20 protein-coding genes are annotated in these 21,248 nt (G+C 65.0%); 10 read left to right on the top strand and 10 right to left on the bottom strand.

All coding sequences use genetic code 11. The annotated features are described in order from the left end of the window. Window positions 1-62: 62 nt before the first annotated feature. From ABID44_RS05955 to ABID44_RS05940, 4 genes are all read left to right on the top strand, one after another. A complete protein-coding gene (locus ABID44_RS05955; protein WP_354150774.1) occupies window positions 63-1,766 on the top strand; it encodes an ABC transporter permease in 1,704 nt (567 codons plus the stop codon). Further along, window positions 1,754-2,830, top strand: a complete 1,077-nt coding sequence (locus ABID44_RS05950) for an ABC transporter ATP-binding protein (RefSeq protein WP_354150773.1) — start codon at window positions 1,754-1,756, stop codon at window positions 2,828-2,830. Before ABID44_RS05955 ends, ABID44_RS05950 begins: the two co-directional genes overlap by 13 nt. Continuing rightward, on the top strand, window positions 2,827-3,987 hold the full coding sequence (locus tag ABID44_RS05945) for an MBL fold metallo-hydrolase (protein WP_354150772.1): 1,161 nt from the start codon (window positions 2,827-2,829) through the stop codon (window positions 3,985-3,987). The genes ABID44_RS05950 and ABID44_RS05945 overlap by 4 nt, the downstream gene beginning before the upstream one ends. A 113-nt stretch (window positions 3,988-4,100) precedes the next feature. Then, window positions 4,101-4,838, top strand: coding sequence for a 5'/3'-nucleotidase SurE (locus ABID44_RS05940; protein ID WP_354150771.1), 738 nt, complete (start codon window positions 4,101-4,103; stop codon window positions 4,836-4,838). A gap of 68 nt (window positions 4,839-4,906) precedes the next feature. Here ABID44_RS05940 and ABID44_RS05935 read toward each other — a convergent pair whose 3' ends face one another. Together ABID44_RS05935 and ABID44_RS05930 are read right to left on the bottom strand one after the other, a co-directional pair. Continuing rightward, the gene (locus tag ABID44_RS05935) at window positions 4,907-5,584 is read right to left on the bottom strand and encodes an HAD family hydrolase (RefSeq protein WP_354150770.1); all 678 of its coding nucleotides are present in this window, start codon (window positions 5,582-5,584) and stop codon (window positions 4,907-4,909) included. A gap of 43 nt (window positions 5,585-5,627) precedes the next feature. Next, complete coding sequence (locus ABID44_RS05930; RefSeq protein ID WP_354150769.1) at window positions 5,628-6,278, bottom strand: hypothetical protein; 651 nt, start codon at window positions 6,276-6,278, stop codon at window positions 5,628-5,630. 157 nt (window positions 6,279-6,435) lie between these two features. Between ABID44_RS05930 and ABID44_RS05925 the strand changes: the two genes are divergently transcribed. Genes ABID44_RS05925 through ptsP form a run of 5 tightly spaced genes read left to right on the top strand, consistent with a single transcriptional unit; the run spans window position 6,436 to window position 11,165 of the window. Then, window positions 6,436-6,873: a transcriptional regulator GutM gene (locus tag ABID44_RS05925; protein WP_354150768.1), complete on the top strand. Its 438-nt coding sequence runs from the start codon at window positions 6,436-6,438 to the stop codon at window positions 6,871-6,873. A gap of 54 nt (window positions 6,874-6,927) precedes the next feature. Next, window positions 6,928-7,692 carry a PTS glucitol/sorbitol transporter subunit IIC gene (gene srlA, locus ABID44_RS05920; RefSeq protein ID WP_354150767.1) on the top strand — a complete coding sequence of 255 codons (765 nt, stop codon included), beginning with the start codon at window positions 6,928-6,930 and terminating at the stop codon, window positions 7,690-7,692. 16 nt (window positions 7,693-7,708) lie between these two features. Continuing rightward, complete coding sequence (srlE, locus tag ABID44_RS05915) at window positions 7,709-8,719, top strand: PTS glucitol/sorbitol transporter subunit IIB (protein ID WP_354150766.1); 1,011 nt, start codon at window positions 7,709-7,711, stop codon at window positions 8,717-8,719. A 25-nt stretch (window positions 8,720-8,744) separates the two neighbouring features. Then, window positions 8,745-9,125 carry a PTS glucitol/sorbitol transporter subunit IIA gene (locus ABID44_RS05910; protein ID WP_354150765.1) on the top strand — a complete coding sequence of 127 codons (381 nt, stop codon included), beginning with the start codon at window positions 8,745-8,747 and terminating at the stop codon, window positions 9,123-9,125. Between the two features lie 48 nt (window positions 9,126-9,173). Continuing rightward, entirely contained in the window at window positions 9,174-11,165 is a 1,992-nt protein-coding gene (gene ptsP, locus ABID44_RS05905; RefSeq protein ID WP_354150764.1) for a phosphoenolpyruvate--protein phosphotransferase, read from the top strand. A gap of 81 nt (window positions 11,166-11,246) precedes the next feature. Here ptsP and ABID44_RS05900 read toward each other — a convergent pair whose 3' ends face one another. Next, window positions 11,247-12,026: a hypothetical protein gene (locus tag ABID44_RS05900; RefSeq protein WP_354150763.1), complete on the bottom strand. Its 780-nt coding sequence runs from the start codon at window positions 12,024-12,026 to the stop codon at window positions 11,247-11,249. Between the two features lie 188 nt (window positions 12,027-12,214). Between ABID44_RS05900 and ABID44_RS05895 the strand changes: the two genes are divergently transcribed. Then, entirely contained in the window at window positions 12,215-13,201 is a 987-nt protein-coding gene (locus ABID44_RS05895; RefSeq protein WP_354150985.1) for a sugar-binding transcriptional regulator, read from the top strand. Between the two features lie 109 nt (window positions 13,202-13,310). On the opposite strand, the gene ABID44_RS05890 is transcribed toward ABID44_RS05895, so the two are convergent. From ABID44_RS05890 to pbpC, 7 genes are all read right to left on the bottom strand, one after another. Then, entirely contained in the window at window positions 13,311-13,763 is a 453-nt protein-coding gene (locus tag ABID44_RS05890; RefSeq protein WP_354150762.1) for an RrF2 family transcriptional regulator, read from the bottom strand. A gap of 190 nt (window positions 13,764-13,953) precedes the next feature. Next, a complete protein-coding gene (locus tag ABID44_RS05885) occupies window positions 13,954-14,940 on the bottom strand; it encodes a sulfate ABC transporter substrate-binding protein (protein ID WP_354150761.1) in 987 nt (328 codons plus the stop codon). Between the two features lie 136 nt (window positions 14,941-15,076). Further along, complete coding sequence (locus ABID44_RS05880) at window positions 15,077-16,132, bottom strand: sulfate/molybdate ABC transporter ATP-binding protein (RefSeq protein WP_354150760.1); 1,056 nt, start codon at window positions 16,130-16,132, stop codon at window positions 15,077-15,079. Window positions 16,133-16,144: 12 nt separating this feature from the next. Next, complete coding sequence (gene cysW, locus ABID44_RS05875; RefSeq protein ID WP_354150759.1) at window positions 16,145-17,026, bottom strand: sulfate ABC transporter permease subunit CysW; 882 nt, start codon at window positions 17,024-17,026, stop codon at window positions 16,145-16,147. Beyond that, window positions 17,019-17,870: a sulfate ABC transporter permease subunit CysT gene (gene cysT, locus ABID44_RS05870; protein WP_354150758.1), complete on the bottom strand. Its 852-nt coding sequence runs from the start codon at window positions 17,868-17,870 to the stop codon at window positions 17,019-17,021. The genes cysW and cysT overlap by 8 nt, the downstream gene beginning before the upstream one ends. Before the next feature lie 92 nt (window positions 17,871-17,962). Continuing rightward, window positions 17,963-18,991, bottom strand: a complete 1,029-nt coding sequence (locus tag ABID44_RS05865; protein ID WP_354150757.1) for a sulfate ABC transporter substrate-binding protein — start codon at window positions 18,989-18,991, stop codon at window positions 17,963-17,965. Between the two features lie 161 nt (window positions 18,992-19,152). After that, the gene (pbpC, locus tag ABID44_RS05860) at window positions 19,153-21,234 is read right to left on the bottom strand and encodes a penicillin-binding protein 1C (protein WP_354150756.1); all 2,082 of its coding nucleotides are present in this window, start codon (window positions 21,232-21,234) and stop codon (window positions 19,153-19,155) included. Window positions 21,235-21,248 lie beyond the last annotated feature (14 nt).

Genomic DNA, 21,248 nt, shown 5'->3' with positions numbered 1-21,248 from the left:
CCCTCGGGGCAGTTCGCGCCAACCCGCCTATATCGAGCCAGAAGGCTTCTCGGGAAACAATCATGTCCGCATCTGTCAAGGAAAGCCGGGGCCAGGAAATGGCCCTGACGGTGGCTGTCGTCGTCGTCATCGTGCTGCTTTCGCTGCTGCCGATGCTGCGTCTCATCAAGGAGATCGTGGCGCCCGGCGGCACCATATCCGATACGGCTATCCGTCTCGGGCTGGCCAGTCCGGCGACCTGGACGGCCACGGTGAACACGCTCGTCGTCGGCTTCGGCGGCACGGTGCTCGCGGTGTTGCTCGGAACTTTCGTTGCGCTGCTGGTGACGCTGACCGACATACGCGGCCGCTCCATGCTGGTGCTCGCCTATGTGATGCCGCTGATGATCGCGCCACAGGTGACGGCGCTGGCATGGCTGCAACTGTTCGGGCCGGCGAGCCCCTTCCTCAAGATGATCGGCATGGCGCCGCCCATCGGCACCCGCAATCCGCTTTATTCGACCGAGGGCATAATCCTGCTGCTCGGCGTGCAATACGGGCCGCTGGTGTTCCTGCTGGTGCGCGCCGGACTGCGCAAGCTGCCGCGCGAGCTGATAGAGGCGGCACGCTCTGGCGGGGCGGGCTGGTTCACCGTGCTGCGCACCATCGTGTTGCCGCTGATGACGCCGTCCATCGTGGCGGCCGCGGCGCTCGCCTTCGTTTCCTGCGTCGGCAATTTCGGCATTCCCGCCTTCCTCGGCATTCCCGCCAACTATCTGGTGCTGCCGACGCTGATCTACCAGAAGCTGGCGGGCGGCGGCCCGGCTGTGCTGGGCGAGGCGGCGTTCCTCTCGGTGCTGATCGGCGTGATCGCCATGGCTGGCATTCTGGCGCAGGAGGTGATGAGCCGGCGGCGCGACTATCGCATCTCGTCCACCTCCCTGCCGGCCGACGCCTATGAGCTTGGCAAATGGCGGAGACCGGTCGAGATCGGCATGTGGCTCTTCATCGTGCTCATCCTGGTGTTGCCGCTGTTCGGCCTGCTGCTCACCTCGCTGGTTCCGGGCTACGGCATTCCGCTGAACTGGGCGACGGCCACGCTCGATAACTACCGCTTCGTGCTGTTCGAGCACGCGGCGGCGCAGCGCTCGTTCTTCAATTCCTTCGCGTTGTCGATCGCGGCCGCGGTCTTCGCCGTGCTGGTCGCGGTGCCCGTCGGCTACATGGTGGCCTGGGGCAGGCAGAAGTGGATCCGCTATGTGAACCTCGCCATCGAACTGCCCTATGCGCTGCCCGGCGTGGTGCTGGCGATTGCGGCGCTTCTGATGTTCCTGCGTCCGATCCCGTTCACCGGCATCCAGATCTACAACACGGTCTGGATCATCCTCTATGCCTATCTCGCCCGCTTCCTCGTGCTGGCTCTCAGGCCGACGGTGAGCGGTTATCACCAGATCGACCGGGCGCTGGAGGAGGCCGCGCAGGTGGCGGGCGCAGGACTGTTCACCCGGTTGCGCACCATCGTCTTCCCACTGGTGGCCCCGGCCGCACTGGCTGGCGGACTCCTCATCTTCATGACCGCGCTCAGCGAACTGACCGTTTCGGCGCTGCTGTGGTCCTCCGGCTCGGAGACCATCGGCGTGGTGATGTTCTCGTTCGAGCAGGGCGGCGATTCCAGCTATGCGGCGGCGATGTCGGCCATCACGGTCTCCATCACCTTCGTGCTGATGCTCGCCACCAACCTGCTCGCCCCCTACCTTCCCAACGGAGTTCTGCCATGGCGGGATTGACGCTCTCCAACGTAACCAAGACCTTTGGCGATTTTGACGCGGTGAAGGACGTTTCGATCGACGTGCGTGACGGCGAATTCCTCGCCGTGCTTGGCCCCTCGGGCTGTGGCAAGACCACATTGCTCAGGCTGGTGGCCGGCTTCGAGCGGGTGAGCGACGGGCGGATACTGATCGGCGGCGAGACGGTGTCCGACGCCGGCGGCAGCGTGCCGCCCGAGAAGCGCCGCGTCGGCATCGTGTTCCAGAACTATGCGCTGTGGCCGCACATGACGGTGGCCGAAAATGTCGGCTATTCGCTGAAAGTGGCCAAGGTGGACAAGGACGAGGCGAAGCGCAAGGTGGACGAGGCGCTGGCGCTGGTGGACCTGAAGGGCCTTGCCGACCGCCGCCCGGCCAACCTTTCGGGCGGGCAGCGGCAGCGCGTGGCGCTGGCGCGCTGCCTCGTGGCCGCGCCTTCGCTGGTGCTGTTCGACGAGCCGCTGGCCAATCTGGACGTGCATCTGCGCGCCTCGATGGAGGACGAGTTCGCCGCTTTCCACAAGCGCACAGGAACCACCATCGTCTACATCACGCATGACCAGTCGGAAGCCATGGCGCTGGCCGACCGCATCGCGGTGATGGACAATGGCAGGCTGGCGCAGCTCGCCACGCCGCGCGAGCTCTACAACGAGCCGGCCAACGAGATGGTCGCCTCCTTCATCGCGCAGGGGATCGTGCTGCCCGCCAGGGTGCTTTCGGCCGAAGGCGGACAGGCGCGGGTGGAGGTTTTGGGGCAGGAGGTGGCGGTGCGCTGCCGCCCCGATGACGGCCCGCGCGCCGCCGCCAGCATCTGCGTGCGCACGCCCGATCTGGAGATCGCCGGCGAGGGCGAGCCGGGCGTCGAAGGCACGGTGACGCGCGCCGTTTACAAAGGTGGCGCGCTGCGCGTCGACTTCGCGCCGGCGGCCGATCCGGACCGGGTGATCAGCTTCGAATATCCCGGGCATACAGGCTTCGAGGAAGGCGCGCGGCTGCGGCTGCGCATCGTTTCGGGCTGGCTCATTCCCGGCGGGCAGCAGGCATGACGCTGGAAGTTGAACTTGCCGGCGGCTTCGGTGAGAAGGGCCGCACCAGCGTCGTCGTGGGGCGCGAAGGCCAGCGCGTAATGCTGGACGCCGGCATCAAGGTGGGCACGACCGGCCGCGATTATTACCCGCGGCCGCTGACGCCGGTCGACCAGCTCGATGCGGTGCTGATCTCGCATGCCCATGAGGATCATGTCGGGGCGCTGAACTGGCTGCTGTCGGAGGGCTTTCGCGGGCGCATCCTGATGACCCGCGAGACGCGCGACGAGGCTCCCGCCACGCTGGCGGCCTATGGCGAAAAGGCGCTGCTGGAAGCACATCCCATTCCGGCGGAGCGGATCGAGCTGTTCCGACCGGGCGACGTGCTCGACGTTGCGGGCTTCCGCATCGCCACCGGGCGTTCCGGCCATGTGGTGGGCGGCGTGTGGTTCGCGCTGGAGGACGACGACGCTGCGCGCGTCGTCTATTGCGCAGACGTGGTGCCGGACAGCGCCGTGTTCGTCATGGACGGGATGCCCGAATGCGACCTCTTGCTGCTCGACGCCTCCTATGGCGCGGATCCGGTGTCCGGTAGCGAGCGGGCGGAACGAATCGCCGCCTGGATCGCCGAACGGGCGGGCGGCTGCCTGCTGCCGACGCCGCTTTCGGGGCGGTCGCTGGAACTGGTGGCGGCTATATCCGGCCGCTTCGCCATCCATGCCTCGATGCGCGAACATCTGCTGGCACAAATCGAGGCGCGCGACGCGCTGAAACCCGACATCCCCGAACTGCTGCGCGCCCGCATCGATGCGGCGCTCGACTGGACGGATGGCGAGCCTCTGCCGGACTGCCCGCTGCTGGCCGATGACGGAATGGGCAAGGCGGGGCCGTCCTCGCGGCTGATTCCGCTGGCCGATGCGCAGGGTTTCCCGATCCTGCTCTCCGGCCATCTGCCAGCCGGTACGCCGGGTTGCGAGTTGCACGGGAAGGGCCGCGCCGACTGGATCAGGATGCCGACTCACCCGACGCTCTCCGGCAATGTCGATATCTGGGAAAAATCCGGACGCCCGCCGGTGCTCGGCCATTCCTGCGGGGCGGACGAGATCGCGCGTCTGGGGGAACACATTCCGGCGCTGCAAAGCGGCCGGCGCACCGGCGAACGGCTGGTGGTGGGATAGAAGCAATTCCTGCAAAAGCGTGAAACGGTTTTGCGTCTGGAATTGCGTGAAAACAAAGAGTTAGAGCGTCCTTTGCATCTGACGGGACGGACGGCGCTCCAGGAGGTTTTGCCATGAGGATTCTGGTTTCCAACGACGACGGCATCGACGCGCCGGGCATTGCCCGTCTGGCCGAGGCCGCGCGCCGCCTGAGCGACGATGTGTGGGTGGTAGCGCCGGAGAAGAAGCACACCGCGGCGGGGCCTTCGCTCACCATCGCCCAGCCGATCACCATGGAAAAACGGGGCGACAGGCGCTTTTCCTGCTCCGGTCGTCCGGCTGATTGCGTGGTCGCCGCTTTTGCATGGCTGTTCGAAAACGACCGCAAGCCGGACCTGGTGCTGGCCGGCATCAATGACGGACGCAATGTGGCCGAAGATCTGGCCTATTCAGGCACGCTCGGCATCGCCCGCGAAGCGACCTTCTGGGGCGTGCCCGCCATCGGTTTCTCGCGGGTGAAGAACCCGGAGATCACCGACGCGGACGAGGCATGGCTTTCCGGTTTCATCGGCAGGCTGTGGGAAAATCGCGCGCAGTGGGCGCAGCAGGGCCACTGGCTGAGCGTCAACCTGCCGACGCTCCTTCCGGCCGAGGTGCGCCAGCCGGTGATCGGCCGCGACAAGATCGCCTCAAAGGCGGAAGTCGTGGAAAGCGACGGCGACCGCACGATCATCATCGTGCCGCGCGGACGTCCGCACACGTCCGTTCAGGGCGACGAGAACAGCATGATCGACGCCGGTTTCGTGACCGTCAACCGGCTCAACTGGTTCGGCGGCGCGCGTCTGGAAGACGGCTTCGTGGCGGGTTTCTGACACCCTCCCACCGATGTTTCCGGCATCCCGGATGATGCTCCAAGCCGGGACGCCGCGCGGGATGAGGGTCAATCCAGCCGGAAGCCGCGCTTTTCCAGTTCCGCCGTAACATCCGCCCAGTCGGCGCTGACGGCGCTTGCGCCGCAGGAGAGCAGGCGCTCGCCATGGCCCTCATAGCTATGGCTTCCGCCGGTGTAGCCGATGGCCAGCATGCCGGCCGCGACCGCGCCTTCCACGCCGAAGGGCGAATCCTCGATCACCACGCAACTGGCCGGATCGGCTCCCATCTTCTCCGCCGCGAACAGAAAGATGTCCGGGGCCGGCTTGCCGTGCCTGACCATGGATGACGAGAAGATCGCCTCGCCGAAGAACGGGGCGATGCCGGTGACGTCGAGGCTGTGGTGGATTCGTTCCAGTGAGGACGAGGAGGCGACGCAACGGTCGATCTTCAGCCCGGACAGGAAATCGGGCAGGCCGGCGGTGGGCTGAAGATGTTCGGTGAACAGCGCCTTCGTCTCGTCCCACAGATCGTCGGGGGCATGTTCGGGATATTGATGGCCGGTCAGTTCCCGGATGCGGGCGATGATGTCGGCCTGCTTCATGCCGAAGCACTGGCTGATGATGTCGACGCCGACGCCCGGCATTCCATGGCGTTCATAAACGCGCTCATAGGCGAGCACGGCCAGCGGCTCGCTGTCGACCAGAACGCCGTCGCAATCGAATATGATGAGCTGTGATCCGGTCACGGGTTTCCTCTTTATAGGGAGAGTGGGGGATTTGAAGGGTGAACTAATGCGCGGGGAGGCCGTGTGGCGCCCCGCCTTCCAGAGCGGGCTTCATGCGCTGCATGGCATGGCGCGCGGCCGGCTGGTCCGGCGCGATCCAGTTCGGCTCGCCGCCCAGGAAACGGTCGAGGAAGGCGACGGCGTAGGCCGGGACTTCAGCGACGTTCTCGCGATAGGACCACCATGTGCGCAGATCGTCGGCGCATGTGTCGATTTCAGGAATAGCGCCGAATTCCTGCTCGTGGATAGCGGCCACAGCCGACACGCAGTAATTGGTGTAGAGGAAGCCCTCCGGCCAGAAGCGGACGATCTCCTGCGTGGCGGTGGAAACGCCGGCGTTGCCTGCCGGAGCGTCAGTCTGCGCAAGCGCCCGCGCCGGGTTCTGGCGAATCAGCTCCCGCAGCGCCACGCCACCCGCAAACACGATGAAGTCGGCCCGGTTGACGCCGGCATAGGCCTTCTGCCCCTCCACGATCTCGATCCAGTCAAGGAAGGCGCGGGCGAGGCGGGCGTCGTTGATCTCGAAATGCACGCCATAGACCCCGGTGACGGCCCGTGCGCTGGCGCGGAAGGTGGCGCGGAACCAGCGCAAACGGCGCAGCCTGTGGCGCAGATCCGGCATCGACGCCAGTTCGTCCTTGAACCGAAGGTCCATCACGCTTCCTCTTTGCACGCAACTTTATCATGGTCGCGGCGTCGGCTATAGTTAATAGCCGAAACCATACATATTGACACTTAAGAAAACAAATGTTCTCTAGGTTGACGATTGCGCCAAAGGCATGCGTCCGCCCGGGCAAGGAAGGAAAAGGCTGATGGCGATCTGGCAATGGGCCCTGCTTCTGCTGGCTCTCGTCTGGGGCCTTCAGGCCTTTGGCGTCTGGCTGCAGATGAGGCATTACACCGATGTCTTCAAGGGCATCACCGAAAAGTACAAGGACGGTTTTGTCGGCGCAGGCAATTTCAGGGGGCGGTTCAGAAAGGGCACGATCGTGCTCATCGTCGTCACTCCCGATATGGTCGTGCGCCGCCTGTTGATCATGAGCGGGCGCTCCGTGTTCACGAAGTTCCGGCGTCATGAGGAATTCGAGGGCAGGGCCCTCAACGAGATCCGGTCCGACCCTGCAATTCTGGGGGAGGGGGAACCCGGTGTGGCCGAGGCTGTCAAACGGGCGATCGAGCAGATCGACCGGGCGATGTCGGAGCCAGGCAGGGAGCCGGGCTTATCCGGCTTGAGTACAGCAAGGGCATAGAAACGGCGCTGCCGACGCTTTTTTACGCGGCCGGCGCTCCGCCAGGGAGGAAACATGTCTGTCATATCGTTGTTGGCGCCGCACGCCGACATGGCGATGCAGAACCTGCATGTCGCAGGCGCCATGGTTCATGATGCGGCATTGCACGGCAAACTCGCCGTGGAGCATGCCTCGGACCACCTCGTCATCCTCGCCCAGGCGAGCGATGGAAACGGGATCACCGTCGATGAGTTCCGCGAGCGGTTGAGCGAGGTTCAGCAGGAAGAGCAACTCGGCTGGTTGAGCGCCGCCGGTAAATATTTCATCGGCATCTTCCAGAAGGGCGGCGAGGTCTTCGCCGGTTTCGTCACCGGCATCATTCCCACGCTGGTGGTTCTGATGACGGCCTTCTACGCGCTCACCGAACTGATCGGCGAGGAGCGGGTGCACAGGGTCGCCCGCGGCGCCGGCCGTATCGCGCTGACGCGCTACACGGTGCTGCCGGTGCTTGCGGTCTTCTTCCTGACCAACCCGATGGCCTACACCTTCGGCTCGTTCCTGGAAGAAAAGCACAAGCCCGCCTTCTATGACGCCGCCGTTTCCTATGTGCATCCGCCGCTCGGCCTGTTTCCGCATATCAATCCGGGCGAATATTTCGTCTGGGGCGGAATTCTGGTGGCGTTGCAGGAGCTTGAGCGCAATGGCAGCGTCGGCGGCGGATACCATATCCGCGTGGCGATCTGGTACGCGCTCGTTGGTCTCGTCGTGATCCTGCTCAAGGGCATACTCACCGAACGCATCACGGCCATCATGGCGCGCCGCCAGGGCGTCGAGCTCTAAGGGCGGGGAGGGACAAATGGCCAAGAAGTACAAGGCAGTAAAGATTTCCAAAGGCTCCGGCGGCTGGGGTGGCCCGCTCGTCATCGAGCCGACAGAGCAGCGCAACAAGATCGTCTCCGTCACCGGCGGCGGCATCCATCCGGTCGCGCAGCACATCGCGAAACTGACCGGCGGTGAAGCGGTCGACGGTTTCAAGGCGCCGCCGATCGAAAGCGAGATGGCGGTGGTGGTCGTCGACTGCGGCGGCACGGCGCGTTGCGGCGTCTATCCGCGCAAGCGCATCCCGACCGTCAACCTCACTCCGGTGGGGCAGGCCGGCCCGCTCGCCCAGTTCATCACCGAGGACATCTATGTGTCGGGCGTGACCACGGCCAGCATCGCTCCGGCCGACGGCGGCGAGGCGGTGACGGGCGCGGGCGTCGCCGCAACACCGGCCGCGTCGGCTGAAGTGGATTCGTCCGCCGCCGCAGCGGTCCCGCAGGAAAGCGAGGGCGGCATCATCGGGCTGATCAGCTCGGTCGGCCGCGTGATGGGCAGGGTCGTCGGCATCTTCTTCAACGCCGGCCGCCGCACCATCGATCAGGTGATCCGCAACGTCCTGCCGTTCATGGCGTTCGTCACGATGCTGATCGGCCTGATCCTCTACACCGGCATCGGCGACGTGCTCGCCCAGCCCATGGGTCCGCTGGCCAACAACATCATCGGCCTGCTGATCATCTCGGCCATCTGCGGCCTGCCGTTCCTGTCGCCCATTCTGGGGCCGGGCGCGGTGATCGCGCAGGTCATCGGCGTCGCCATCATCGGCCCGCAGATCGCCAACGGCACGATTTCGCCCGCAATGGCCCTGCCGGCGCTGTTCGCCTACAACACGCAGGTGGGCTGCGACTTCGTTCCGGTCGGTCTTGCGCTCGGCGAGGCCAAGCCCAAGACCATCGAGATCGGCGTGCCGGCGGTGCTCATCAGCCGCCAGATCATGGGCCCCGTATCGGTGCTGATCGCCTGGGTGGTCAGCCTGTTCGTACTGTAAGCATAGGAATAGTGAGGTTCGCCAAATGACGGTTCTTCTGAAGTCACGGGTTACGGAAGTCGGACCCGAGGTGGCGGACCTCGCCGAGGGCGGCGTGGTCATCCTGTTCGCGGATGGCTCCCCGCCCGAACTGGCGGAAGTCTCGGTGCTGCACAGGACCGAGGAGGGCCCGAGCACGGATGCGCCGCCGGTCGGCGCATCCATCGCCATCGGTCCGGTCAGGGCGACGATCACAGCTATCGGCCCGACTGCATGGATGAAGGTGCGCGAGATCGGCCATGTCGTCATCACCTTCAACGGCGCCGGCAGCGCGGAACGCCCTGGCGAAATCTGCGCCTCGACGGTCGAGACCGATCAGCTCGTGGCGGCCCTGAAACCCGACGCCATGATCACCATCGCGGCCTGAAAGCCAGGGGCGCGCGCAACCGGAAGCGAACAAGGCAGTTTGAAAGTCATGGAACGCTCGACAATCGTCAGGGTGCACGAAGGTTTGCACGCCCGGCCGGCAACAAGGTTCGTCAAGCTCGCAAAGAGCTTCGAATCCGAGATTGAGATCGTCAGGGACGGCAAGGCGGTCAGCGCCAAGAGCTCGGTCAAGCTGATGCTGCTCGGCGTCAAGGAAGGACAGGAAGTCAGCGTACGCGCCGAAGGGGCGGACGCAATCGAGGCCGTCGAAGCGCTGATCGGCTTCCTGGAGAATCCGAAGGCGGGGCTGGATGACGAAGCTTCATCGCAGGCCGGGGCGACGCCTGCCGCCGCACCCGAACCGGCGACGAAGCAGCCGACCCCGGTCGCGCCGCGGGCCGCGACGGACGGCGACGGCCTTGCCGGCATCGCCGCCAGCGAAGGCGTTCATCTCGGGCCGGCCTTCACGCATTTCCCGCCACAGATAAAGGCGGAGGACCGCAAGCTCGGCGCTGATGAAATCGAGCCAGAGCTGAATCGTTTTCATGCGGCTGTAGAGGCGGTTCGGGCGCGCATGGACAAGGCGCTGGCCGACGACAAGCTGGCCGAGGGCGACCGCGGCATCGTGGCGGCGCTGCGTGACATCGCCGGCGACGAAACGCTGGTGGGCGACGCCACCGAGACGATCCGTGGCGGGCTCGACGCCGTTTCGGCCACTATCGCCACCACGGCGCGGCTGGCGCAGGAGTTCGGCGCGGTCGAAGACCCTTACCTGAACGCCCGCGCCGACGACATGCAGGCGGTGGGCCGGCAGATCTGCCTTGCCCTTCTGGGACAGGACGACGCCAGCCTCGACCATATTCCGCAGGGGGCGGTGCTGATCGCGGAGGATATCGGCGCCTGGGACCTGGCGCGCGCGCCACTGGAGCGCATCGGCGCGGTCGTGTGCGGCCATGGCGGCGCCACCTCGCATATCGCCATCATCGCGCGTTCGCATGGCATTCCAGCGGTGCTGGGGCTGGGCGCGCGCATCCACGACCTGCGCACCGCGAAGGAAATCGCCGTCAATGGCGACAGCGGCGCAGTGATCCCCGATCCTGATGCGCAAACGAGCGCGGACTATCGCAAGCGCATGGACGAGGCGGCGGCTGAGCGCACGGCGCTGGAAGCCTACAAGGACATGACGCCGACGCTGGCGGACGGGACGGTGATCGAGGTCGCGGCCAATCTTGGCTCGCTGGAAGAAATTGATGCCGCACGGGAGGCGGGCGCGATGGGCGTCGGACTGTTCCGCACCGAGCTTCTGTTCATGCGGCACATGCATCTGCCTTCCGAAGACATGCAGGCCGAAATCTACGGCGCGCTCGCCGGTGCGTTTGCGCCTGCGCCTGTGATCGTGCGCACGCTGGACATCGGCGGCGATAAGCCGATCGCCGGCATCGAGTTCCCGCAAGAGGAAAACCCGTTCCTCGGCTGGCGCGGCATCCGCATGTGTCTCGACCGGCCGGATATTTTCAGGCAACAGCTGCGCGCCCTGCTGCGCGCCGCCGTGCATGGCAACGTCAAGGTGATGCTGCCGATGGTTTCGCAACTGTCGGAAGTCACCCGTACGCGCGAACTGATCGCGGAGTGCGAGGCGGAGTTGAAGGAGCGCGGCGTCGCCTTCGGCTCGTTCGAACTCGGCGTGATGATCGAGACGCCGGCGGCCGTGCTGGTCGCGCCTCAACTCGCGAAGGAGGTGGCGTTCTTCTCGATCGGCACCAACGACCTCACCCAGTATGTGATGGCGGCGGACCGGCTCAACCCGACCGTGGCGGGGCTGAACGACGTGTCCAACCCGGCGGTGATGACGGCGATCGAGATGACGGCGAAGGCCGGTCGGGAAGCGGGAATCATGGTCGGCATGTGCGGCGAGGCTGCTGGCCGGCCCGACCTCATCCCGGAATTTCTGCGTATGGGTCTGACTGAGCTTTCCATGAGCCCCGCATCCATTCCGCGCGCCAAGAAGGTGATCGCGGAATTGGCGGCAGCGGCGAAATAGATTGGAAACCGCCCGTTGAAACCGATTCAACGGATGCTTCCATCCAATTGCCCCGATAGGGAAATGACGTTCCGCCTGCCTTCAGCGCAGGTGGAAAATCAGCATCGCGAAGATCGGCGTCAGTTCGGCGACCGGATCGGCGGCGCGGCAGGCCGGAACGATACGGTCGAGGCGCGCCTCGACGGCCATCGCCGCCATGTCGAGCAGGTCCGTTCCCTGATCAGCTTCGGCAAGCGCCGGGGCAAGCGCCAGAGGCGCCAGAACGGACACTGCAAGCATGTTTTCCGCTTCCAGCACATTGGCGACGCCGCCTTCCGGCGGATGGGGGCGCACCGGCCGCGCCCGCAGCAGCTCGACCGACAGCGCCGCGCACAATTGCGCGATACGGGCGATGCGTTGGGTATCTCCGATTTCGCCTTCGGCAGGGCGCAGAAGATCGCCGTGCTGACGCAACATCGCCGCATGGACGGTGGCGAAGCCAGCCTCCTGCACCGGATCGGCGACGGCCTTGCGGTGCGCCAGCATGGCTTTGGCCATGTAATACATGTCGCGCCGGAACGCCCGTTCGCCTTTGAGCGCATCGCTGCCGGAGCGGAAATAAACATCGAAGGAGCGGGGGCGGACAGGGCCGCCATCGTGCGGCATCAGCGTTTCGGCCATCGTCATGGCGTCGTCGAAGGCGCTGACCGCGCGTCCGATCAGCCCTTCAATCTCCGGCAGGGGGAAGGGCGTGCGTCCGCCGGGCAGGGGCGGAAGGCCCGGCCCCGCATTGTCGTGACGGTGGCGGCGGATGACATGACGCATCTCGCGCAGCCTGTCCTTGAGGTTGATGCGCACTTCCTCGGATATCTCACGCAGCATTCTTGCGCCCCGCACTGTGGTGGATCAGGCAATTTAGCATGCATAGCCGCAAAACATGATTGTTCCCATCGCGTCTTCACGGTCAATAGACGATATTGTGCAGCCGCGTTGAATCGTTACACGTAGAGCGTGCATCGCTCGGGGAGAAGGTATTGGCAAGGAAGCCCAGGGGAGAAAGCGGCGCGAACGTGGGTGGCGATCCTGTCGCCGCCAATGGCGGCGCGGAGAGCCGCAGCGACCGCCTGCGCATTCGCGCCGCCTGGATGTATTTCATCGAGCAGATGACCCAGAACGAGATCGCGGACGTGCTCGGCGTCGGCCGCGTGACCGTCGTGCGCATGCTGGCCGACGCCCGCGCCCGCGGCGAAGTCAGGATCACCATCGAAAGCGAGCTGGTCGAGATCGTGCGGCTGGAGCGCGAGCTGGAGCGCGCCTTCGGGCTGGAACAGGCGATCGTGGCGCCGCTGTCGGCGCCGGATGCCGATCCGATCCCGGCGATTGCGGCCAAGACGGGCGGCTATGTTTCGGAAGTGATGAAAGCCGGAATGCGGGTGGGCGTGGGCTGGGGCAACACGCTGTTTTCCACCCTGCAATTCCTGAGCGCTCGCTCGCTCGCTGATTTCAAGGTGATCTCGCTGCTCGGCGGCGTCGGCGTCGCCCGGCGCTTCAATCCGGCCGAATTCGCCTGGCGCTTCGCACAGGTTTTCCAGGGCGACGGCTATCTGATTCCGACGCCGGCCGTGGTCGACAGCATCGAGACCAAGGTAGCGCTGGTGGAGCGCTGCGGCTTGCAGGAAATCTTCCAGCTTGCGGATTCTCTCGATGCCGTGCTGGTGAGCGTGGGCGGCATCGCATCGGCAACCACTTTCTATCGCGGCGGCTTTCTCAAGGAAGCGGACCGGGAGGAACTGGTGGCGCGAGGCGCGGTCGGTGACCTTCTGTTCCACTTCTTCGACCGTAATGGCGATCTCGTCGACCATCCCGTCAACCGGCTGGTGATGTCCGTGGAAGTCGACCGCCTGCGCCGCGCCCCGATGCGCATCCTCACCTCGGGCGGCGAGGAAAAGATCGGCGCGCTGATGGGCGCGATGAACCTCATCAGGCCAACTGTTCTGATCACCGATGAGGAAAGCGCCCGCCGCATGCTGGCGGAGCGCGCCGGGAAGCCCGGCTAGAGCATGTCGCCAGAAAGCGGGAACCGGTTTCGGGGCAACGACATGCGTAAAAACAGGAACTTAAAGCGCAGGGAGCGAATCTGAAAGATCGCGACGCGCTTTAGGCAGGTCAGATATTGAGAGCGATATCCGTTGGGAAATCGTCGTTGGCGGCGTCGCGCAAGGCGGCGAGGCTGCGGCTGTCCAGAACGTTGGCGATGGCCTGACGCACTTCGAGCATCATGTGGCGCACCTCGCAGGTGGCCTCATCGCTGCAATCGTCGCAGCGCTGGTATTGCGTTCGGCTGGCGCAGGCCAGCGGCGCCAGCGGGCCGTCCAGAACGCGGATGACGTGGCCGATGCGGATTTCCGCTGCCGGGCGGGCGAGGCGATAGCCTCCATCCTTGCCCTTGCGGCTTACCACGAAGCCGGCATTGCGCAATTCGCCCAGTATGGCGTCGAGGAATTTCTTGGGAATGTTGTTCCTGACGGCGATGTCATTGACGAAGGCGAGCCGGCCTTCCGGCAGACGCGACAGATGCACGAGAGCCTTCAGACCGTATTTGCCTTTTTTGGTGAGCATTCCTGCCGATATCTTACGAGATGCCAAACCGGCCGGAGCCCGCGTTTGAGCGCATTGGGGAGTTTCCAGACCAGCATGACCTGAATTTTCAAGAATAGGACCATGGACCGGGTTCGACAAGGGCATGGCCGATCAAGGAAAAAGCCGGCGCGAGGCCGGCTTTTCATTTTCAACGGCGAGGCTGGCAGGGTCAGCGGTTGCCGTAAGCCTGGTCGAGCAGGGCGCCTTCGGCGAAGTGCTCCGCCTGAACCTTGTCCCAGCCCCCGAACACGTCTTCGACGGTGACGAGGCGCACATCCGGGAACTTTTCCCCGAATTCGGCGGCGACGGCTTCGTTGCGCACGCGCAATCCGTGTTCGGCCTCGATCTTCTGGCCTTCGGGCGAATAGAGGAACTCGAGATAGGACTTCGCGAGATCGCGGCTGCCGTTCTGGTCCACGACCTTGTCCACGATGGCGATCGGGAATTCGGCAAGCAGGCTGACCGACGGCACGACCTGCTCATACTTGTCGGTGCCATATTCGTTGGCAATGCCCTGCGTCTCGGATTCGAAGGTGATCAGCACGTCGCCGATGCCGCGCTCGGCGAAAGTGGTGGTGGCGGCGCGCCCCCCAGTGTCGAACACCGGCACGTTGTTGAAGATCTTGGTGACGAATTCCTTCACGCTGGCCTCGTCACCGTTGAACTTCTCAAGCGCATAGGCGCTGGCGGCCAGATAGGTGTAGCGCGCATTGCCCGAGGTCTTGGGGTTGGGGAAGATGATCTGCACGTCGTCGCGGGCGAGATCGTCCCAGTCCTTGATGTTCTTCGGATTGCCGGCGCGCACGAGGAAAGAGGGCAAGGAATAGAAAGGCGAGGCGTTGTCCGGGAATTCCTTCTGCCAGTCGTCGGACACCAGCCCCTGGGTGACGAGGAAGTCGATGTCGGTGACCTGATTGAAGGTGACCACATCGGCGGCCAGGCCGTCGGCGATGGCGCGGGCCTGCTTGGAGGTGCCAGCGTGCGACTGGTCGACGGTCACGCCTTCATGGTGGGCCACGAAAGCCTTGTTGATGTCAACGAACAGCTCGCGCGCCACGTCATAGGAGGCGTTGAGCAGCTTGTCGGCCGAGAAGGCCGAGGCGGAGGAGAAGAGCAGACCGGTGGCGGCCGTTGCGGCGAGCAGAAGGCGTTTCATGAGAGGCTCCAGATAAGAATGCCTTATCGTATATCCTTGGGAGCGTGCTCGCCGCGAGGCATGGCGCTTCTGTTGAAGCGTCACTTTGAGAAAACAATTCCACCATTCTGCTGATTTGATGGAATTGTCGTTCTCGTCATTTTTCCTGAAGCGCGCTTTGCGGAAAAACCTTCCATTTGCGCGGACGAAAAGCCACCCGGCTCTTCTGCGCCGCCGGGTGGTCGACCGGCAGCTCGATCTCGACCCGCTCGCGCTGGCCGCCGATCTCCAGTTCCACGCGCCTTGTGCCGGCGACGCGGCGGCTGGCGGCGACGGTGCCGGCGAGGCAGCCTGAGCAGCCGTCCAGCAGCTCGATATCGTGCGGGCGGAAGAACAGCGTGCCGGGGCCGGCAGGCAGGCCGGGGGCCGAAAGGCCGAGCGGACGGTCCGCCAGCCAGACCTGATCGTCCTCGACCTTGATCGGCAGCGAACTCGAATCGCCGATGAAGCCGTAGACGAAAGGCGAGTTCGGGTTGTCGTAGACCTCATCGGCGGTGCCGACCTGCTCGATGCGGCCCTGGCTCATCACCACCACGCGGTCGGCCAGTTCAAGCGCTTCCTCCTGATCGTGGGTGACGAAGACCGTGGTATGGCCGGTCGCCTCATGGATTTCGCGCAGCCAGCGGCGCAGGTCGCGGCGCACCTGCGCGTCGAGCGCGCCGAAGGGCTCGTCAAGCAGCAGCACCTTCGGTTCGATGGCGAGCGCGCGGGCCAGCGCAACGCGCTGGCGCTGGCCGCCCGACAATTGCGCCGGGTAGCGCTTTTCCAGGCCCGTCAGTTGCACCAGATCGAGCAATTCCGACGCGCGCTGGCGGATCGCGGCCGCAGGGGGGCGTGTTTCGGACGGACGCACCTTGAGGCCGAAGCCGATATTGTCGGCCACCGTCATGTGCCGGAACAGCGCATAGTGCTGGAAGACGAAGCCGACATTGCGCTCGCGGATGCTCTTTGCCGAGGCGTCCTCGTCGCCGAAGAAGATGCGGCCGGTGGTGGGTTGCTCCAGCCCGGCGATGAGGCGCAGCAGCGTGGTCTTGCCGGAACCGGAAGGCCCCAGAAGTGCGATCAGCTCGCCCGAGCGGACTTCCAGCGAAACTTCGTGGAGCGCGGGGAAGGTGTCGAATTCCTTGCGGACATTGGCGACGCGAACTTGCATGGGTAATTCCTGTCAGTGCCCGCGGGTCGCGGCGATTTCGGCGCCGTAGCGCATTTCAAGGAGCGACTTCAGCGCCAGCGTGACCAGCGCGAGGCCGGCCAGCAGCGAGGCGACCGCAAAAGCGCCGGTGGCGTTGTAGTCGTTGTAGAGGATCTCGACATGCAGCGGCATGGTGTTGGTCTGTCCGCGAATATGGCCGGAAACCACCGACACGGCGCCGAATTCACCCATGGCCCGCGCATTGCACAGCAGCACGCCATAGAGCAGACCCCACTTCACGTTCGGCAAGGTGACGTACCAGAAGGTCTGCCAGCCGCTCGCGCCAAGCGAGATTGCGGCTTCCTCGTCCCTCGTGCCCTGCGCCTCCATCAGCGGAATGAGCTCGCGCGCCACGAAGGGGAAGGTGACGAAGATCGTCGCCAGCACGATGCCGGGAACGGCGAAGAGGATTTCGATGCCGTTGGCCTTGAGCCATGGCCCGAGCAGGCTCTGCGCGCCGAACAGCAGCACGTAGACGAGGCCTGAAATGACAGGCGAGACCGAAAAAGGCAGGTCGACCAGCGTGGTGAGGAAGGCCTTGCCTTTGAACTCGTACTTGGCGATGGCCCATGCCATGGCGACACCGAAGACGACGTTGAGCGGCACGGAAATGGCTGCAACCAGCAAGGTGAGGCGAATGGCCGAGAGCGTGTCGCGCTCGCCGAGCGTCGAGACATAGTAGCCGACGCCTTTCTTGAAGGCTTCCATGAACACCAGCATCAGCGGCAGGAGCAGGAAGACGCCAAGGAAGATGAAGGCGACCGCCATCAGAGCCCAGCGGGCCGGGCGCTGCTCGGTGATTCCGGCGGTGCTCGACGGAGTCGCCTCAGCGGCGAACACGACGGGATCAGCCATAGCGCTTGCGGCTCCAGGATTGCAGCATGTTGATGACGAAAAGCATGGCGAAGGAGATGATCAGCATCACCGCGGCGATCGCGGTCGCAGCCGGATAGTTGTATTCCTCGAGCCTGATGATGATCAGAAGCGGCGCGATCTCCGACACATTCGGCAGGTTGCCGGCGATGAAGATGACCGAGCCATATTCGCCGACGCCGCGCGCGAAGGCGAGCGCGAAGCCGGTGACGATGGCGGGCGCCAGGCCGGGAAACAGCACGCGGGTGATGGTCTGGAAGCGGGTGGCGCCAAGCGTTGCGGCCGCTTCCTCGACCTCGCGGTCGATCTCCTCCATCACCGGCTGCACGGTGCGCACGACGAAGGGCAGGCCGATGAAGATCAGCGCCACCACGATGCCGAGCGGCGTGTAGGCGACCTTGATATCGAGAGGGGCAAGCAGGCTTCCGATCCAGCCGTTAGGCGCATAGAGGGTGGTGAGCGCGATGCCGGCGACGGCCGTGGGGAGCGCAAAGGGCAGGTCGACCATGGCGTCGACCACGCGTTTGCCGGGAAAGCGGTAGCGGACCAGCACCCAGGCGACAACCGTGCCGAAGACGACGTTGACCGCCGCCGCCGCCAGCGCGGTGCCGAAGCTGAGGCTGAGGGCGTTGATGGTGCGGGAATCCGTGGCCTGCGCCCAGAACTGGGGCCAGCCCAGCGATGCGGAGCGCCAGGCGAGGCCCGACAGCGGGATGAGGATGATGAGGGTGAGATAGGCAAGCGAAAGACCGAGGGTCAAACCGAAGCCCGGAATGACGCTCGGCTGCCTGAATCGCCACCCCGCTCTGGCGGGCGCTGCGCTCATGTTGTCCCTTACTCTTGAAGCGCGCGGAAAAGCCGCCGCGCTTCAGGTTCCTGTTTCAGGGCCCCTGATTTTTTTGGGGTCCGTTGCCGCCATTATTGGGCCGGCTTGTATATCTGGTCGAATATCCCGCCATCGGCGAAATGGTAAGGTTGCGCTTTCTTCCATCCGCCAAAAATCGGGTCGTCTATGCTCACAAGCTTCACATTTGGGAAAATTTTTCTCTCCTCCTCCGGAACGAGGTCCGATTTCGAGGGTCGGTAGAAGTTTTTGGCGGCGATGCGCTGGCCTTCTTCCGAGTAGAGATACTGCAGATAAGCCTCCGCGATCTTGCGGGTGCCCTTGGCGTCGACATTGCCATCGACGATAGCGACCGGCGGCTCGGCGAGGATGGATTGCGAGGGAATGATGGTCTCGAAAGCGTCCTCGCCATATTCCTTCTTGGCGAGGAAGGCTTCGTTTTCCCATGACAGGAACACGTCGCCGATCTTGCGCTCGGTGAAGGTCAGCAGCGAGCCGCGCGCGCCGGTGTCGAGGATAGGCACGCGGCGGAACAGTTCGGATATGTATTCCTTGATCTTCTCCTCGTCGCCGCCAAACTCATGGTGCGCCCAGCCCCATGCTGCGAGATAGTTCCAGCGTGCGCCGCCCGACGTCTTGGGATTCGGGGTTATGACCTGCACGTCTCCCTTGACGAGGTCGCCCCAGTCCGTGATGCCCTTGGGATTGCCCTTGCGCACGAGGAGGACGATGGTCGAGGTGTAGGGGGCGGAGTTGTTCTCGAAATGCTGACGCCAGTCGGGCTTGATCTTTTGGGTGGCCTCGACGATGGCGTCGATGTCGCTTTCGAGCGCCAGCGTGACCACATCGGCGTCGATGCCGTCGATGACCGAGCGGGCCTGCTTGCCAGAGCCGCCATGCGACTGCTGGACGCTCACCGTCTCGCCGGTTTCGGCTTTCCAGTGGTTGGCGAAAGCGTCGTTGAATTCCTTGTAGAGCTCGCGCGTCGGATCGTAGGACACATTAAGAATGGTTGTGTCCGCCATTGCAAAGCCCAGCGTGCCAAGCTGCACGGAACCCGCGATGATGATGCCGAGTAAGGTATTTCGAGGGAATTGGCTCATGTCAGCCTCCTGTTCACACCACTTTAGTCTACTGAAATGGTAGGAATTGGATGCGCAGGCCGTTGCCTTTTTCGGGCAACTTCAGAAAACTCCTGTTCGATTGAAGGCGCAATCGGAAAATTTTTCTCTTTCCCGAGAGAGAGCATGCGGGGAGGGGGCCGCTATTCGACGAAGACCTTGACGCTGGCCGCGCGGCCGGCCGCGTCGATGACGGTGAGCGTCGATGTGCCGGCGCCGTCCGGCCGCCATGTGGCGGTGCGGCGGCGGTCTTGACCTGCCAGCGGCTTGCCATTGGCGAGCCAGCGGAAAGGGGCGCGGCCGCCCTGAAGTTTCAGCACCAGCGGCGTCGCTGCGCTTGAGGAGACGCCGAGATCGACACGCGCGCCATCGGGCGGAAAGACGATGCGCGGCGCGGGCTCCACCGGGCCGACGGGGGCGGCGAGGGCATCCGCGCCGAAGCGGGCGAGCGTCACGGGCAAATCCTCGCGCCGCATATGGCGTACTCCGGGCGGAGCGGATGAAAATGGCGCGGCGGCGACGCCCGAACGCGCGAAACCCTCGAAGACGATGGGCGCGGCCGAGACATAGCCGGACAGGCCGGGGACGGCCGCCGCATCGGCGCGTCCGACCCAGACGCCCAGCACGTAGCGGCCGTCATAGCCGACCGTCCATGCGTCGCGGTAGCCGTAGGAGGTGCCGGTCTTGTAGGCGATGCCGCGCCGGGATGCGCCCTGCGGCGGGCGGACGCCCGAAAGAATGTCGGTGATCTGCCAGTTGGCCTGCGGATCGAGCAGGGTCGCGCCGGAGGGCGTGGCGGAGGCCAGCTCGGTTCCATCGCGGAGGCGGTGGACCTTGCCGCCGTTGGCGAGCCCGGCATAGAGCTGGACGAGATCGCGCAGCGTGACGCCCGCGCCGCCGAGGCCGATGGCGAGGCCTGGCGGCTCGTTGGGCGGCAGCACCAGGGATACGCCCGAATTGCGCAGGCGTGCGGTGAGCCGTGCAGGGCCGACGGCATCGAGAACACGCACGGTGGGAACATTGAGCGAAAGTTGCAGAGCGTTTCGGATGGTGACGTCGCCCTGATAGTCCATGTCGAAATTCTTCGGACGGTAACCGGAGAAATCCGCGGGCGTGTCGGAAATCATCGTCTCCTGCGCCACCAACCCCTGCTCGAAGGCGAGGCCATAGATGAAGGGTTTGAGCGTCGAGCCCGGTGAGCGCAAAACGCGGGTCATGTCGATCCAGCCGGAGCGGGCGGAATCGGTGAAGGAGGCCGATCCGACCTCGCCCAATATCTCGCCGGTTCGGGAATCGGCCATGATCATGGCGACCGAGAGTTTCGGCCCAAGCCGTGCCGCCGCCTCGCGGGCCACCGCTTCCAGCCCCTGCTGAACCCGGCGGCTGATGGTGAGGCGAGGAGGGGGCTCACCGCCGGCGCGCAGCGCACGCAGCGTCGCATGGGCGGCAAGGGAAGGCATGGCGCGGCGGTAGGACGGCACCTCTTCAAGCGCGGCGCGAGCGGCCTCGCGCTCGCCGAGAAGCCCGGCGCTCACCATGCGCTCCAGCACCCGGTCGCGCGCGGCGCGGGCGGATTGCGCATTGCGGTCGGGCCGGCGCTTTTCAGGCAATTGCGGCAGGGCGACCAGCAGCGCGCTTTCAGAAACGGCCAGGCGCGTCGGCTCCTTGCCGAACCAGGCGAGCGAAGCCGCGCGGACGCCTTCCAGATTGCCGCCATAGGGGGCGAGGGTGAGATAATATTCGAGGATCTCCCGTTTCGTCAGGCGACGCTCGATCTGCGCCGCGCGGGCGATCTGGCGCAGCTTGGCGGCGATGCTGCGGTTGGCGCGGGGCTCGATGAGGCGGGCAAGCTGCATGGAAAGCGTCGAGCCGCCCGAGACGATGCGGCCGTTGCCGGCGAATTGCAACGCGGCGCGGCCGAGCGCCAGAAGGTCGATGCCGCTATGATCCCAGAAGCGCTTGTCCTCATAGGCGATGAGCATGTCGAGGAACGCCGGATCGACGTGGTCGAGAGACGTGTCGAAACGCCAGTATCCGTCCGGCGTGGCGAAGGCGCGCAGAAGGTGTCCGTCGCGGTCGGTCACTTCGGCGGAGACGACCGGTCTCTCCGGCAGAGGCGGCGGGAAAGCGCGGTCGAGCCCCCACAGACCGGCAGCGCCGGCTGCGACCAGCAGCGCAACTCCAATCGCCGATCTGCGCAGCGCTTTGCCGGAAATATCCCTCATGCGCCCTCGCTTCG

Source organism: Aquamicrobium ahrensii (genome assembly GCF_040545755.1).
Classification (GTDB): domain Bacteria; phylum Pseudomonadota; class Alphaproteobacteria; order Rhizobiales; family Rhizobiaceae; genus Mesorhizobium; species Mesorhizobium ahrensii.
The sequence above is the reverse complement of the archived record's forward strand: the minus strand, read 5'-3'. Positions and strand labels throughout refer to the sequence as shown.